At 69.9% G+C, this 13,741-nt stretch carries 10 protein-coding genes; 4 read left to right on the top strand and 6 right to left on the bottom strand.

Annotated features, from left to right (window positions below):
• The first annotated feature begins 70 nt into the window (after positions 1 to 70).
• Entirely contained in the window at positions 71 to 4,021 is a 3,951-nt protein-coding gene (locus WBG06_RS17330; protein ID WP_336738168.1) for an NAD-glutamate dehydrogenase, read from the top strand.
• Here the strand turns inward: WBG06_RS17330 and WBG06_RS17325 are convergent.
• Both WBG06_RS17325 and WBG06_RS17320 read right to left on the bottom strand, forming a co-directional pair.
• A complete protein-coding gene (locus WBG06_RS17325) occupies positions 3,981 to 5,999 on the bottom strand; it encodes an MSCRAMM family protein (RefSeq protein WP_336738167.1) in 2,019 nt (672 codons plus the stop codon). The genes WBG06_RS17330 and WBG06_RS17325 overlap by 41 nt on opposite strands.
• A gap of 56 nt (positions 6,000 to 6,055) precedes the next feature.
• Entirely contained in the window at positions 6,056 to 7,351 is a 1,296-nt protein-coding gene (locus tag WBG06_RS17320) for an MFS transporter (protein ID WP_336738166.1), read from the bottom strand.
• Positions 7,352 to 7,433: 82 nt separating this feature from the next.
• On the opposite strand from WBG06_RS17320, the gene WBG06_RS17315 reads away from it, so the two are divergent.
• From WBG06_RS17315 to WBG06_RS17305, 3 genes are all read left to right on the top strand, one after another.
• Positions 7,434 to 7,997, top strand: coding sequence for an ArsR/SmtB family transcription factor (locus WBG06_RS17315; RefSeq protein ID WP_336738165.1), 564 nt, complete (start codon positions 7,434 to 7,436; stop codon positions 7,995 to 7,997).
• Between the two features lie 106 nt (positions 7,998 to 8,103).
• On the top strand, positions 8,104 to 9,012 hold the full coding sequence (locus WBG06_RS17310; RefSeq protein WP_336738164.1) for an HpcH/HpaI aldolase/citrate lyase family protein: 909 nt from the start codon (positions 8,104 to 8,106) through the stop codon (positions 9,010 to 9,012).
• Positions 9,013 to 9,137: 125 nt separating this feature from the next.
• Complete coding sequence (locus WBG06_RS17305; protein WP_336738163.1) at positions 9,138 to 10,058, top strand: methylenetetrahydrofolate reductase; 921 nt, start codon at positions 9,138 to 9,140, stop codon at positions 10,056 to 10,058.
• Between the two features lie 108 nt (positions 10,059 to 10,166).
• Here the strand turns inward: WBG06_RS17305 and kynA are convergent, their stop codons facing one another.
• The 4 genes from kynA to WBG06_RS17285 are packed head-to-tail and all read right to left on the bottom strand — an operon-like array spanning position 10,167 to position 13,704.
• Complete coding sequence (gene kynA / locus WBG06_RS17300) at positions 10,167 to 10,967, bottom strand: tryptophan 2,3-dioxygenase (RefSeq protein WP_336738162.1); 801 nt, start codon at positions 10,965 to 10,967, stop codon at positions 10,167 to 10,169.
• Complete coding sequence (kynU, locus tag WBG06_RS17295) at positions 10,964 to 12,220, bottom strand: kynureninase (protein WP_336738161.1); 1,257 nt, start codon at positions 12,218 to 12,220, stop codon at positions 10,964 to 10,966. The genes kynA and kynU overlap by 4 nt, the downstream gene beginning before the upstream one ends.
• Positions 12,217 to 12,855, bottom strand: coding sequence for an arylformamidase (gene kynB / locus WBG06_RS17290; RefSeq protein WP_336738160.1), 639 nt, complete (start codon positions 12,853 to 12,855; stop codon positions 12,217 to 12,219). Before kynB ends, kynU begins: the two co-directional genes overlap by 4 nt.
• A 33-nt stretch (positions 12,856 to 12,888) precedes the next feature.
• On the bottom strand, positions 12,889 to 13,704 hold the full coding sequence (locus tag WBG06_RS17285) for an alpha/beta fold hydrolase (RefSeq protein WP_336738159.1): 816 nt from the start codon (positions 13,702 to 13,704) through the stop codon (positions 12,889 to 12,891).
• Positions 13,705 to 13,741 lie beyond the last annotated feature (37 nt).

Here is a 13,741-nt window from a genome sequence, read left to right as displayed (position 1 = left end):
ATGACTCGCATCGGCGATTCCTTCGGATCCGACTGCCTACACCGAGCGATCGCGGGATACCGTGACAGGTGTGTCAACGGAGACGCATATCACTACTGTCCAAGCTCCGCAGAAGGTCCTGCAGAACCGACTGCCGAGCACCACCTACTTCCGCCACGTAGCACCTGAGGAGCTCACCGGCCGCAGCGAGGCTGATCTCGCCGGCGCGGTGGGATCGCATCTGACGCTGGCCGCGAACCGCCCGCAGGGCACCGCCGCCGTGCGTATCCTCACCCCGACCACCGCCGCAGACGGTTGGTCCGCCGGAGGCCGCAGCGTCGTCGAGATCGTCGTCGACGACATGCCCTACCTCGTGGACTCGGTCAAGACCGAGCTCTACCGCCGCGGCCTCGACGTCCATCTGGTCGTCCACCCCGTCATCGACGTCGCCCGTGACGTGACCGGAGCGCTCGAGGGGGTGAACGAGGGCGACATCCGCGAGTCCTGGATGCACATCGAGATCGACCGCCTCGCGCCCGACGCCGCCAAGGAGATCGTCTCGGGTCTGGAGGGGGTCCTCGAGGACGTACGCGAGGTCGTCGAGGACGAGCCGAGGCTGCACCGCCGGCTGGCGGAGATCGCGGCCGGGCTGCGCTACACACCGCCCAACAGTGTGCCGCGCGAGGAGGCCGCCGAGGCCGCCGAGCTGCTGGCCTGGCTGGCCGAGGACCACTTCCTGCTGACCGGCTACCGCGAATACCGCCTTGACGGCGACTACCTGCGCGGACTCTCCGGCACCGGCCTGGGCATCCTGCGCGCCGACCCGCCGCAGGCCCCCGACCACGGCAAGATGCCGCCCAAGGTCGCCGCCCACGCCCGCGACAAGGTGATGCTCGTCCTGGCCAAGGCCAACTCTCGCTCGACCGTCGGGGAGCCCGCCTACCTCGACCACGTCGGCATCAAGATCTTCAACGGCGCCGGCGAGGTGATCGGGGAGCACCGCTTCCTCGGTCTCTTCACCACGAAGGCGGCCCGACAGTCGGTGACCCGGATCCCGGTCGTACGCGGCAAGGTCGCCGCGGTCCTCGACCACACCGGCTACGACGCCCGCAGCCACACCGGCAAGGCGATGCTCGACGCGATGGAGACCTACCCGCGCGAAGAGCTCTTCCACGCCTCCACCGAGGAGCTGATGGACCTCGCCGAGGCCGCGCTGGGGGCGATCGAGCGCCGCATCCTGCGGGTGGCGGTCCGGCCCGACACCTACGGCCGCTACGTCTCGGTGCTCGTCTCGCTGCCGCGTGACCGCTACAACACCACGGTCCGGGAGCGGTTCTCGAAGGTGCTCCTCGACGCCCTCGGCGGCACCGACCTGGAGTTCACCGTACGCATCAGCGAGTCGACCACGGCGCGGGTGCACTTCGTCGTACACGGCACCACCGAGTCGCTCGGCAAGGCCCTGGACACCCCGGGACTGGTCGACAGTCTCGAGTCGCGGTTGCGTAAGGCCGCCCGGAGCTGGCGCGACGACCTCGTCAGCGCGGTCATCGCCCACACGGGCGAGGACGGCGCGGCCCGGCTCTCGCACCTGCTCGACGCGTTCCCGGAGGCCTACAAGGAGGACTTCGACGCCGACACCGGCGCCGCCGACCTGACCCGCCTGGAGCTGCTCTCCCACCAGGGCGAGGCCGTCGACTTCTCCTTCTACAAGGACCCGGAGATCGCCGACGGGTTCCGGATCAAGATCTACCGCACCGGTGGCCCGCTCTCGCTGTCCCTGATGCTTCCGATCCTGTCCTCGTTCGGCTTCGAGGTCACCGACGAGCGGCCCTACGACCTGGAGGGTGTCGGGAGGTCCGGCTCGGAGGAGTGGTTCATCTACGACTTCGGCCTCACCTACGCCGGCACTCCTGCCTGTGCGCCCGCCCAGCTGGTCGACGCGCTTCACCAGGCCTGGTCCGGGCGCAGCGAGGTCGACCGGCTGAACTCCCTGGTCCTGGCCGGTCTCGACCACCACCAGATCACGATGCTGCGCGCCTACGGCCGCTACCTGCGCCAGGCCGGCACGCCCAACTCGTTCGCGACGATCGCGGGCGCACTGTGCGCCAACCCGGGCATCGCCCGGCAGATCGTGGAGCTGTTCGAGACCCGGTTCGACCCCTCGCTCGCGACCCGCGACGAGGCGAAGCGGGCCGAGGCGATCATCGAGGCTCTCGATGACGTCGCGAGCCTCGACCAGGACCGGATCCTGCGCAGCTATGTCTCCACGATCCTCGCGACCACGCGGACGAACTACTACCGCGGGCGGAGCTACCTCTCGTTCAAGTTCGACCCGCAGCAGGTGCCCGACCTGCCGCTGCCGCGGCCGGCCTACGAGATCTTCGTCTACTCGCCCGACGTCGAGGGCGTGCACCTGCGCTTCGACGCCGTGGCCCGTGGCGGGCTGCGGTGGAGCGACCGGCGCGACGACTTCCGCACCGAGGTGCTCGGTCTGGCGAAGGCGCAGCAGGTCAAGAACACCGTGATCGTGCCGGGTGGCGCGAAGGGTGGCTTCGTCCCCAAGGGCGTGGCCGGTCCGGATGCGTACGTCACGTTCCTGCGCGGCCTCCTCGACGTCACCGACAACCGGGTGGACGGCCGTGTCGTGCCGCCGGCCGATGTGGTGCGCCACGACGACGACGACTCCTACCTGGTCGTCGCCGCCGACAAGGGCACCGCGACGTTCTCCGACCTGGCCAACTCGGTCGCGGCGGAGTACGACTTCTGGCTCGGCGACGCGTTCGCCTCCGGAGGCTCGGCCGGCTACGACCACAAGGCCATGGGCATCACCTCGCGTGGCGCCTGGGTCTCGGTGCAGCACCACTTCAAGCGGCTCGGCATCGACCCGCAGGTCGACGAGATCACCGCAGTCGGCGTCGGCGACATGTCCGGTGACGTCTTCGGCAACGGCATGCTGCGCTCGGACCGCATCCGGTTGGTAGCCGCCTTCGACCACCGGCACATCTTCATCGACCCGACGCCCGACGCGGCGACCGGCTTCCAGGAGCGCAAGCGGCTCTTCGAGATGCCCCGGTCGACGTGGGAGTCCTACGACACCTCGCTGATCTCAGCAGGTGGCGGCGTGTGGTCGCGGCAGCTGAAGTGGGTGCCGATCAGCCCCGAGGTGCGGCAGGCGCTCGGTCTGGCGACCGACGTCAAGCGGCTGACTCCGCAGGAGCTGATCAGCGCGATCCTGCGCGCGCCGGTCGACCTGCTGTGGAACGGCGGGATCGGGACGTACGTCAAGGCGTCCAGCGAGACCGACGCCGACGCCGGTGACCACGCCAACGACGGTGTCCGGGTGGATGCCGCCGAGCTGCGGGTGCGGGTCGTCGGGGAGGGCGGCAACCTGGGCATCACCCAGGCCGGCCGTGTCGAGTTCGCCCGGAAGGGCGGTCTGATCAACACCGACGCGATCGACAACTCCGCCGGTGTCGACACCTCCGACCACGAGGTGAACCTCAAGATCCTGCTGGACCGTGAGGTACGCGCCGGGTCGCTCACGCTCGCCGAGCGTGACGAGCTCCTCGAGGAGATGACCGACGAGGTCGCCGCGCTGGTGCTCGCCGACAACGAGGCCCACAACGTGACCCTCACCCGCGCGGTGGCCTCGGCGCCGCAGCTGCTGGAGGCGCACGAGCGTCAGATCGCCGAGTGGGTCACCGACGGCCTCCTCGACCGTGAGGTGGAGGGACTTCCGTCCTCGACGGAGGTGGCCCGTCGCCTCGAGGCGGGGGAGGGGCTCTCCGCTCCCGAGCTGGCCGTCGTGCTCGCCTGGACCAAGATCGAGCGTCGACGCGAGCTGGTCGCCGAGGGCCTTCCCGACCCGGCCGAGGACCCGGAGAAGACACAGCGCTTGGTGGCGTACTTCCCGACCGCGATCCGCGAGCGTTTCCCCGAGGCCATCCTGGACCACCCGCTGCGGCGGGAGATCTGGGCGACCTCGGTGGTCAACGAAGAGATCAACCACGCCTTCGGGCGGCTCGACGAGCGGTCACGGTGAGCACGGTGCCCGCGAGCATGAGCGAGACACCGAGCGCGGCGAACATCCACGACGGGCCGCCGGTCGCGGGCAGCGAGCTCTGAGGTGAGGTCTCCGTCGGCGGTCCCGGGTTCGGGGCCGCCGACGGATTCTCGTCTCCGGCCGTGGGTACGTCGGTGGGGCTCGGCTCGGGCGTCGGCTCGGGTGTCGGGGTCGGGGACGGGGTCGGTGACGTGACCTCCCCGACCCGGAAGTCCTGACCGCCGCGCACCTCGCCGGCCGTGGTGATGGTGACCGTGCGGGACGCGTCGCCGACCACGCGCATCCCGTCGGGCGCGGTGACGGTGATCGTGTAGTCGCCGGCGGGAAGGTCCTCGACGACGTAGCCGCCCGCGCCGTCGGTGGTGGCGGTGACCGGGCCGTCCGGACCGTCGACGGTCACGGTGACACCGGCGACCGGCTCTCCGGTCGAGGCGTCGGTGACCCGCCCTACGATCGTCCCGGGACGAGTGAGGTCGAAGTCGACCCCGGTCACGTCGGCAGCGGCCACCGTCACCGGTCGCGACGTGGCGCCGGAGTAACCCTCGGGAGCATCGATCTCTGCGGTGTAGTCGCCCGGCGGCACGCCATCGAGCAGGTAGTTGCCGTCGCCGTCGGTGACGGTCGTGATGGGCTCGCCGCCACCGGCCGGGACCAGGCGCACCTGGACGCCACCGAGACCGTTGCCGCCGCCGGTCACCGTGCCCGAGACGCCGGCGAGCTGGTTCACCGTGAAGTCCTGGTCCGTGACCGGGGCATCGTCGATGGTGATGTCGGAGCGGGTCGTACCGTCGGGGCCCGCGGTGTAGCCGTCGGGGACGGTCAGGGTCACCGAGTAGCCCGGGCCGGCGACGTTGTCGTCGAAGAGATAGCCGCCGTCGGTCCCGGTGGTCGTCGTCGCGGTGGTCCCGTCGGGACGGGTCAGGGTCACGGTCGCGCCCGGGACCGGAGCGCCGGCGTCGTCGCGTACGGTGCCGCTGATGGGGTGCGGGATCACCTGCCGTACGTCGAAGTCGGCTCGGGAGGCAGGGTCGCCGTCGTTGCCGCGGTTGCTGACGATCGCCTCGGTCTGTCCGACCGTCGCGCAGCCGTCGGGCTGGGTGAGCCGGACGGTGTAACCGTCCTGGGTGGCGTACTCGCCGAAGGAGTAGGTGCCGTCGGGAGCGGGGCTCGTGGTCGCCAGCGTCTCGCCGTAGGGGGATACGAGGGTGAGCACCGAGTCGGCGACCGGGCAGGACCCGGTGGACGACACGTCGGTGACCGTGCCGCCGATCGGCCGCGCCCGGCTCGCGAACCAGGTCTGGTAGACGGGGAATCCGGCGCGACGGGTGAAGACGAAGGTCAGGCTGGTCAGTCGGATGTCGGGCTCGTACCAACCGCTGGCGCCGTTGGTGTCGGTCGCGGTGGGGTTGCCGACGAGCGTGGAGGTGGCCGGGTTCCAGGCCGGCTGGTCGGCGCCGCCGGCGTAGTTGAACGACCCCTGGAACCACGACGAGATCTCCGGGGCCGTGACGGTGTCGCCGTCCTCGTCGGTCGCCCGGACCTGGACCTGGTCGGAGTCGATGTCGCCGAGGACGAACGCCCAGCCGGTGTCGGGGGTCGGGTCGTCGAAGGTGTAGGTCGTGGTCGAGGGGCTGGTGGGCGTGTCGGCCTGCGGGCGCAGGTTGATGTAGGCGGACCCGCGGCTCGATCCGTATTTCGCTCCTGGTGGCGTGGCTGCGTCGAGGAAGGTGCTCGCGCCGCTGGGGAGGGCGACGTTGGCGCGGGAGTCGCTGGCCATCTGGGCCTGCGGGAACCCCTGCGACTGCGGGGTCATCGTCGTCGAGTAGTCGTTGGACGTCCCCGAGACCGGCGCCCACGCGGCCCAGGAGTCGGTCACGGCATGAGCCGGCCCGGGGACGAGTGCCGCGGTGAGTGCTGCGGTGAGAAGTGCCAACGCCGACAAGACCCGTGTGAACATGGGCGGGGATCCTCTGCTTCGATGAGCGAAACGTTGCGTTGGGGGACTCGGGCAGACTATCCGAGCGGAGTCGGCTCGGGGCGCAGCGAAGCGCGCGTCTGATCCAGCTTGTCCTCGTTTGCCTCTGATAGACGCCACTCGGCGGGGCGCGGGATCGATCGCACCGACCGGGCGAGCGTCGGGATGAGCGCGGCTGCTGCGATCAGCCCCGAGACCGCCAGGACGGCGGTGGTGCCGTCGGCGACGGCGAGCAGCGAACCGGCGAGCGCGGGAGCGAGCGGGATGGTGAGCATCGAGACGAACTGGGCCGACGACTGGACGCGCCCGATGAGCTCCGGCGGGACGGTCGCCATCCGGTACGCGGCGATGCCGGCGTTGCCGGCCGGGTTGAGGAAGAGGCCGACCGACGCGGCCAGGGCCATCACCGCCGGGTGCGTGTAGAACGCCAGCGGGATCGAGAGCGGCACGAAGCTCCAGGCGACGAGGATCGTGAGCCATCCGGTCGGGACCCGCTCGATCAGCCAGGGTGCGACCAGGGCGCCGAGGATGCCGCACCCGCCGATCGCCGCCTCGGCGAGCCCGATCTGCCACGCCGGGAAGCCGGCTTCGACCAGCCGCAGCAGGGCGAGGAAGAAGAGGGCGTTGATGGCGAGGTTGACGGCGGGACTGAAGAGGAGCAGCGTACGCAGGAAGGGCTGGCGCCAGCTGTAGGACAGCCCGGCGACGAGATCGGCCAGTGGCTGCTTGCGGTCCGGTGCCGAGGCCGGGGCCGACAGGTCGGCACGGACCCGGGCGAGGAGCAGCCAGCCGGTTGCGTACGCGAGGGCGTTCCCGGCGAACGGGGCCCAGCGGGACAAGCCGAGCAGGACGCCACCCAGAGGCCCGCCGAGCAGGGCCGCGACGTGCTGGCGCGCCTGCTGCTGGGACAGGGCCGTGGGCAGTTCCTCGGCGGTGACGACCGATCTGATCGCTGAGCTCTCGGCGGGGACGAAGAGCCCGTTGAGAACCCCGGCGAGGAACCCGACCAGAAGCAGATGGGGGAGGGTGAGCATCCCGGCCACCCCGGCGACCGCGAGCGATGCGTACAGCACCGTCCCGGACCCGTGGGCGAATCGCATGATCCGCAGCCGATGGCGACGGTCGGCGATCACGCCTGCCGGCAGCAGCATGCCGACCATGCCGATCAGGTAGGCCGCCTCGGCGATGGCTGCCCAGAAGGCGGAGTCGGTCATGAGGTACGCGACCAGCGGCATCGCGAAGACGCTCACCCGTGTCCCGAGCTCGGCGACGGTGGCACCGACCCACAGGGCGGTGAAGTCATGGTTGCGGGCGAGGGTGCGGTAGGAGGGCATATCCGCACCATATGATGCGCAACATATATTGCGCAATAGTTCTTGCGCACTAGATCGTGCGGGATTCGGCTAGGGTGGCTCCATGACCACGTACGACGACCCGCGGATCCTGCGTGCGATCGCCCACCCGACACGGAACCGCGTCCTGCACGAGCTGTCCGCAGCGGGCTCGCTCCGTGCCGCGGACATCGCGAAGCGCACCGGCATCCCGGCCAACCAGGCGAGCTTCCACCTGCGCCAGCTGGCGAAGTACGGGCTGGTCGAGGTCGCCCCCGACGCGGGCCGGGACAAGCGCGACCGCGTCTGGCGTCTCGTCGACGACGACATCACCGTGAGTCCCAAGGAGATCGTCGAGCAGCCCGGGGGTGAGGCTGCCTACTCGGTGTTCCAGCGCAGCTCGGTCGCATGGGGCCACCACCTTGTCGACCAGGCCTTCCAGGTCGTCGCGGACGGCGAGAAGGGCAAGCGCATCGTGTCGGAGTCGTCCCTGAGACTGACCAAGGACGACGCCGGTCGGCTGCAGCGTGACCTGAACGAGGTCGTCGCCCGCTACCGCGACGCCGGTCGCGAGTCCGCCGACGGCGAGCTGGAGCTCTACTCGGTCTACCAGCTGATCCAGCCGATGCCGGACCTGGATGTGGGTTAGGTCTCACCTGTCGCGGCCCCGAGCCTTCCTACTCGCGAGTCACCGGCGCGTTGGTTTACCGTCCAAGGGCGCCCACCCAGGTCGCCAGTAGGGAGATACGCGAACGATGAGCACGACCCAGATCGCCGAGAAGCGCGAGGTGCGCGAAGCCAACCGAGTCGAGGGGCACAACGCCAGGTCCTGGCTGCTCGTCTCCGCGATGCGTACGGAGATCTTCGACGACGCGCAGCTCAGCCGAGCCGACCAGATCATCCTCGACATGGAGGACGCGATCGACACCTCGCTGAAGTCGCAGGCCCGCGAGAACGTGACCGGCTGGCTCAAGGGTGGCGGACGCGCCTGGGTACGCATCAACGACTGGACCACCGATGACTGGAGCGAGGACATCGCGGCGCTGGCCGGGATCGAGACGCTCGCCGGTGTGATGCTCGCGAAGACCGAGTCGCCCGACCAGGTGACCGACACCTTCCAGCGCCTGGGCGGCAAGACCCCCGTCATCCCGCTGCTCGAGTCCGCGCTCGGGATCGAGGACGCCGCCACGATCGCCCGGGCTCGCGGCGCCTACCGGCTCGCGTTCGGCTCCGGTGACTACCGCCGCGACACCGGTGCGGAGAACGACCCGCTCGCGATGGCCTACCCGCGCACCAAGCTGGTCCTGGCCTCACGGATCGGCAACCTGTCCGGCCCGATCGACGGCCCCACCGTCGGCAGCAGCCACCCGCTCCTGCGGGAGCAGTCCGCCGACGGCGTCGCGATGGGTATGACCGGCAAGCTCTGCCTCGACATCGAGCAGCCGTCGGTCATCAACGAGTCGTTCAGCCCGTCCCCGTCGGACGTGACCTGGGCCTACGAGTTCCTGCAGAAGTTCGAGGAGGGCGGCCGCGTGATCCGCGACGGCAGCGACAAGCCCCGCCTGGCCCGTGCCGAGACGATCAAGCGCCGTGCCGAGCTGTTCAAGATCAAGCCGGACACCGAGGCGTACGACGCCCCTGCCTCCGGCCCCAGCGTCTACTGACCGCTGCCGAGTCGGCCCGTCTTGACGGGCCGACTCGGCCTCATTTTCGGTCAAGACGGGCCGACTCGGCGCTCTGGGGTGGGACAGACGCGCCGGGTCGGCACTGCTCGGCTAGCGTTGACGTCGTGGATCTGCAGCAGCGCATCAGTGACCGGGCCGGTGAGATTCTGCTCTTCGCCGTCACCCCTCCGAGGGTGACGACGGACCCCGAGAGGGTCCAGCAGATCGCGGAGGTCACGCTCGAGAGGATCAGGCCGCTCGATGTCGACGGACTGATCCTCTACGACATCGACGACGAGTCCGACCGCAACCCCGAGGAACGGCCGTTCCCCTTCGTACGCACCCTCGATCCTGCCGAGTTCCTCGAGCGCAACCTCCCTGACCTCGACGTGCCGGCCGTCGTCTACCGCGCCACCGGGAAGTATGAGGAGGCAGCGCTGCGGGACTGGGTCAAGACCCAGGACCCGGCCAAGGCGCTGTCGGTCTTCGTCGGTGCCTCCTCGGGTGAGAAGCGGGTCGCCACCAGTCTGCGGCGTGCCCAGGAGATCCGTCGCGAGACCAACCCGGACCTGCTCCTCGGAGCGGTCGCGATCCCCGAGCGTCACACCGCCAAGGGCGATGAGCACCTTCGCCTGATCGCGAAGCAGGAGGCAGGCTGCTCCTACTTCGTGACCCAGGTCGTCTATGACGTCAACGCCGCCAAGAACCTCGTCTCCGACTATCGCTACGAGTGCGAGACCCGCGGTCTGGCGCCGGTGCCGATCGTGTTCACCTTCTCCGTGTGCGGCTCGATGAAGACGCTGGAGTTCCTGCGCTGGCTCGGCGTCGACGTCCCGCGCTGGATCGAGAACGAGCTGCGCCACGCCACCGACACCCTCGACGCCTCGCTCGAGCAGGCCGAGGCGACGGCTCTCGAGCTGATGTCGTTCTGCCGTCAGCTCGGGGTGCCGTTCGGCATCAACATCGAGTCCGTCTCGATCCGCAAGGTCGAGATCGAGGCTTCCGTACGTCTCGCCGAACGGCTCCGGGGCAAGCTCGACCGCTGAGTGCTGGCGGGATGCTGACCGAGTTACCTCGGCCAGCAGTCACTGCCTTCATGGAGTTCCACGAAGGAGGTGCGCGCTCGCCGAGTTACCTCGGTGAACATCCGCCCGTCACAGACCCGTGCGCATCGCCCACAGCTCGGGGAACAGGATGATGTCGAGCTGCTTGCGCAAGTAGGAGACCCCGGAGGTCCCGCCGGTGCCGGGCTTGAAGCCGATGATCCGCTCGACGGTGGTCACGTGCCGGAACCGCCAGACCCGGAAGGCGGTCTCGAGGTCGGTGAGCTCCTCACCGAGCTCGTAGAGATCCCAGTGCTTCTCCGGGTCGCGGTAGACCTCGCGCCAGGCGGCCTCGACGGCGTCGGAGGCGGCGTACTCCTGCTTCCAGTCCCGCTCGAGATGGTCGGCGGGGATGTCGAAGCCACGTCGGGCCAGCAGCCGCAGCGACTCGTCGTAGAGGGAAGGCCGTCCGTATGCGGCCAGCACGTCCTGCTCGTGCGGCCGTCCCTCGTGGACCCGCAGCGTGTAGGCCGCCTTGTTTCCGAGGGCGAACTCGATGCACCGGTACTGCCACGACTGGAAGCCCGAGCCGGTGGCGAGGAACGGGCGGAACTTGTCGTATTCGGTCGGGGTCAGCGTCGAGAGCACGTCCCAGGCGTGCACCAGCTGCTCCATGATCCGCGAGACCCGCGCCAGCCCCTTGAACGCCGGGCGCACCGCGTCCTCGGCGAGCAGTCGCTGCGCCTCGGTGAGCTCGTGCAGCGCCAGCCGCATCCACAGCTCCATCGCCTGGTGCTGCACGATGAACAGCATCTCGTTGTGGTCGCCCGAGAGCGGGTGCTGGGCGCCGAGCACCTCCGGCAGGTGGAGGTAGTCGGAGTAGTCCATCGGAAGGTCCTGCGTGCTGCTCATGTCACTGCTCCTCGGGTCCAGAAGCGCTCCGCGCGCCATTCGTCGTTGTCCATCACCGAGACCAGGTGGTCGACGGCGTCCCAGACGTCGACGTAGCGGGTGTAGAGCGGGGTCACGCCGAAGCGCAGGATGTCCGGCGAGCCTGCCCGGAAGTCGCCGACCACTCCGCGCTCGATGAGCGCCTGCACGATCGCGTACGCCCCGTCGTCACCGATGCTCAGCGACAGCTGGCTGCCCCGCTGTGCGTCTTCCAGCGGCGACTCGATCGTGAAACCGGGGAGCCGGGACGCGACCAGGTCGGCGAAGAGGCGGGTCAGCGCGAGCGACTTCTCCCGGAGAGCCGGCAGCCCGCCGTGAGGCTCGGCCGCGAGCAGCGTGTCGACGCCGCACTCCAGGGCAGAGATGCCGATGACGGCCGGGGTGCCGGACAGGTAGCGCGAGACGCCCTCCGCCGGCCGGTAGCCCGGCGACATCTCGAACGGCGCCGCGTGGCCCATCCAGCCCGACAGCGGCTGCGAGAAGCGGTCGACGTGTCGCGGGTTGACCCACAGGAACGCCGGCGCACCAGGGCCGCCGTTGAGGAACTTGTAGCCGCAGCCGATCGCGAAGTCGGCGTCGGCACCGCGGAGGTCGACCGGCACGGCCCCGGCCGAGTGGCACAGGTCCCAGACGGTGAGCACGCCGTGCTCGTGCGCGAGCGCCGTCACCGATGCCATCGAGTGCAGGTAGCCGGTGCGGTAGTTGACCTCGGTCAGCATCAGCACCGCGGTCCGGTCCAGCAACCCCTCGATCTCGGAGGGGGAGTCGACCAGCACCAGCTCGTAGCCGCGGTCGCGGCACAGCGAGGAGGCGATGTAGAGGTCGGTCGGGAAGTTGCTGCGCTCGCTGACCACGACCCGGCGCTCGGGGGAGTCCTGAGCAGCGATCGAGAGCGCCGAGGCGAGCACCTTGTAGACGTTGAGCGAGGTCGAGTCGGCGACGACCACCTCACCCTCGCCGGCGCCGACGATCCGGGCGATCTTGTCGCCGACGCGCTGGGGCAGGGTGATCCAGGAGGCGGTGTTCCAGGACTCGATCAGCCCCTGTCCCCACTCCTGGGTGACCACCTCGGCAACCCGGCCGGCGGTGGCACGGGGGAGCGCCCCCAGCGAGTTGCCGTCGAGATAGATCGTCCCTTCGGGCAGGTCGAACAGGTCCCGTAGCGGGGACAGCGGGTCGGCCTGGTCGAGAGCGACGGCGTCGTCGCGGTTCATTCGGCACCTTCCTGGGTGGGGAGCGCCCTGAGCACGGCCCGCACGGGCGCGGCGTCGGCGGTGGTGAGCTTGAGGGGGAGGGCGATCAGCTCGTAGTCGCCTGCGGGAACCTCGTCGAGCAGCAGGTTCTCCAAGATGCGTACGTCGTGACGGTGGGTCGCGAAGTGGGCCGGGAGGTCCTTGGAGGTGGACGGGTCCAGGCTCGCCGCGTCGGTGCCGACCAGCCGCACCCCGTTCGCGGCCAGGAGGTCGATCAGGGCGGGGTCCAGCGCGCAGAACGAGTCGTCCCAGGTCGTCGGCTGGGTGGCGTACGTCCGGAACAGCACGCGCGGCGGCAGGTCGGTGGCATCGATGTCGTCGGCGGTGACCAGGGGGCGCACTGCGGTCACGTCGATGACCCGGCACCGGCCGAGGAACGGCTCCAGCGCCATCTCGCCGGCCGGGGTGCCGTCGTCGGTGAAGTGCAGCGGCGCGTCCGCGTGCGCGCCGACGTGCGCCGACACCGAGATCTCGGCGACGTTGACCGGGCAGTCGGGGCCGATCCGGAACGTCCAGCCGACCTCGGTCGCGTGGTCACCGGGGAAGACCGGCGAGGAAGCGTGGACCGGTGGGGAGATGTCCCAGAGCTGCGCCATGGCGCCAGGATAGGCGGCGCCTCGCAGCAGCGATCAGGCGGTCAGGAACTCGGTGGCGACCGGCGCCAGAGCCTCCGCCTTCACCATGTGGTCCTGCCCGTCGAGCACGACGTAGCGCCCTTGTGGGACGGCCGCGGCGATCGCCTGCTGAGCGTTGGTCATGTAGGTCGGGCTCTTGCTGCCCGCCATCGACAGCACCGGAACGGCGACGTTCTCGTAGTAGCCGTTCGGCAGCGCCCGACCCTGCTGGAACGGCACGCACATGCCGAGGTCGTAGGTCAGCGTGTGGGCGACCGGAGTGAGCTTCTTGAAGGCCGGGGTCAGGCGCATGATCTTGATCGCGATCCACGGCATCCCGACCACGCGCATGAACCGCTCGATCGCGGCGGCCCGTTTGCCCTTCTCGATCAGCTCCTCGACCTGCTGCGCCAGGTCGGCGTCGTTGGGGCGGTGGGTGTCGTCGAGGATGAGCGGTGCCTCGTAGGAGACGATCTTGTCGATCGGGAGCCCGGCCCGCGCGCCCTCGAGGGCGAGGAAGGCCCCGGAGCTCAGGCCCAGCAGATGGGCGTGACCACCGGCCGCCTCGATCACCGCGCCCAGGTCGGCGACCTCCTGCTCGACCGCCTCCATCGTCCCGGCGGCGGCGGGCTTGGCGATGGTGCTGTCGCCCCGCCCGCGGCGGTCGTAGCGGTAGACCGTGAACCGGTCCGAGAGCGCGTCGGCCAGGTCCTGCGACGGCCCGAAGCCGCGGTAGCACATCGCCCCGTCGACCAGGACGAGCGCCGGGCCGGTCCCGGTGACGTCGTAGGCGATCGTCGAACCGTCGGCGGAGGTGGTGGTTGTCGTCATGCGTGTGCTCATTCCTGATCCAGCGGTGGTCGAGCCT

The organism is Nocardioides sp. CCNWLW239 (assembly GCF_037137035.1).
Classification (GTDB): domain Bacteria; phylum Actinomycetota; class Actinomycetes; order Propionibacteriales; family Nocardioidaceae; genus Nocardioides.
The sequence above is the reverse complement of the archived record's forward strand: the minus strand, read 5'-3'. Positions and strand labels throughout refer to the sequence as shown.

Bases quoted from the DNA above. Each gene is read 5' to 3' on its own strand.
- kynA (WP_336738162.1), bottom strand. From the start codon at position 10,967: ATGAGCAGCACGCAGGACCTTCCGATGGACTACTCCGACTACCTCCAC.
- kynB (WP_336738160.1), bottom strand. From the start codon at position 12,855: ATGGCGCAGCTCTGGGACATCTCCCCACCGGTCCACGCTTCCTCGCCG.
- WBG06_RS17315 (WP_336738165.1), top strand. From the start codon at position 7,434: ATGACCACGTACGACGACCCGCGGATCCTGCGTGCGATCGCCCACCCG.
- kynU (WP_336738161.1), bottom strand. From the start codon at position 12,220: ATGAACCGCGACGACGCCGTCGCTCTCGACCAGGCCGACCCGCTGTCC.
- WBG06_RS17310 (WP_336738164.1), top strand. From the start codon at position 8,104: ATGAGCACGACCCAGATCGCCGAGAAGCGCGAGGTGCGCGAAGCCAAC.
- WBG06_RS17285 (WP_336738159.1), bottom strand. From the start codon at position 13,704: ATGACGACAACCACCACCTCCGCCGACGGTTCGACGATCGCCTACGAC.
- WBG06_RS17325 (WP_336738167.1), bottom strand. From the start codon at position 5,999: ATGTTCACACGGGTCTTGTCGGCGTTGGCACTTCTCACCGCAGCACTC.
- WBG06_RS17320 (WP_336738166.1), bottom strand. From the start codon at position 7,351: ATGCCCTCCTACCGCACCCTCGCCCGCAACCATGACTTCACCGCCCTG.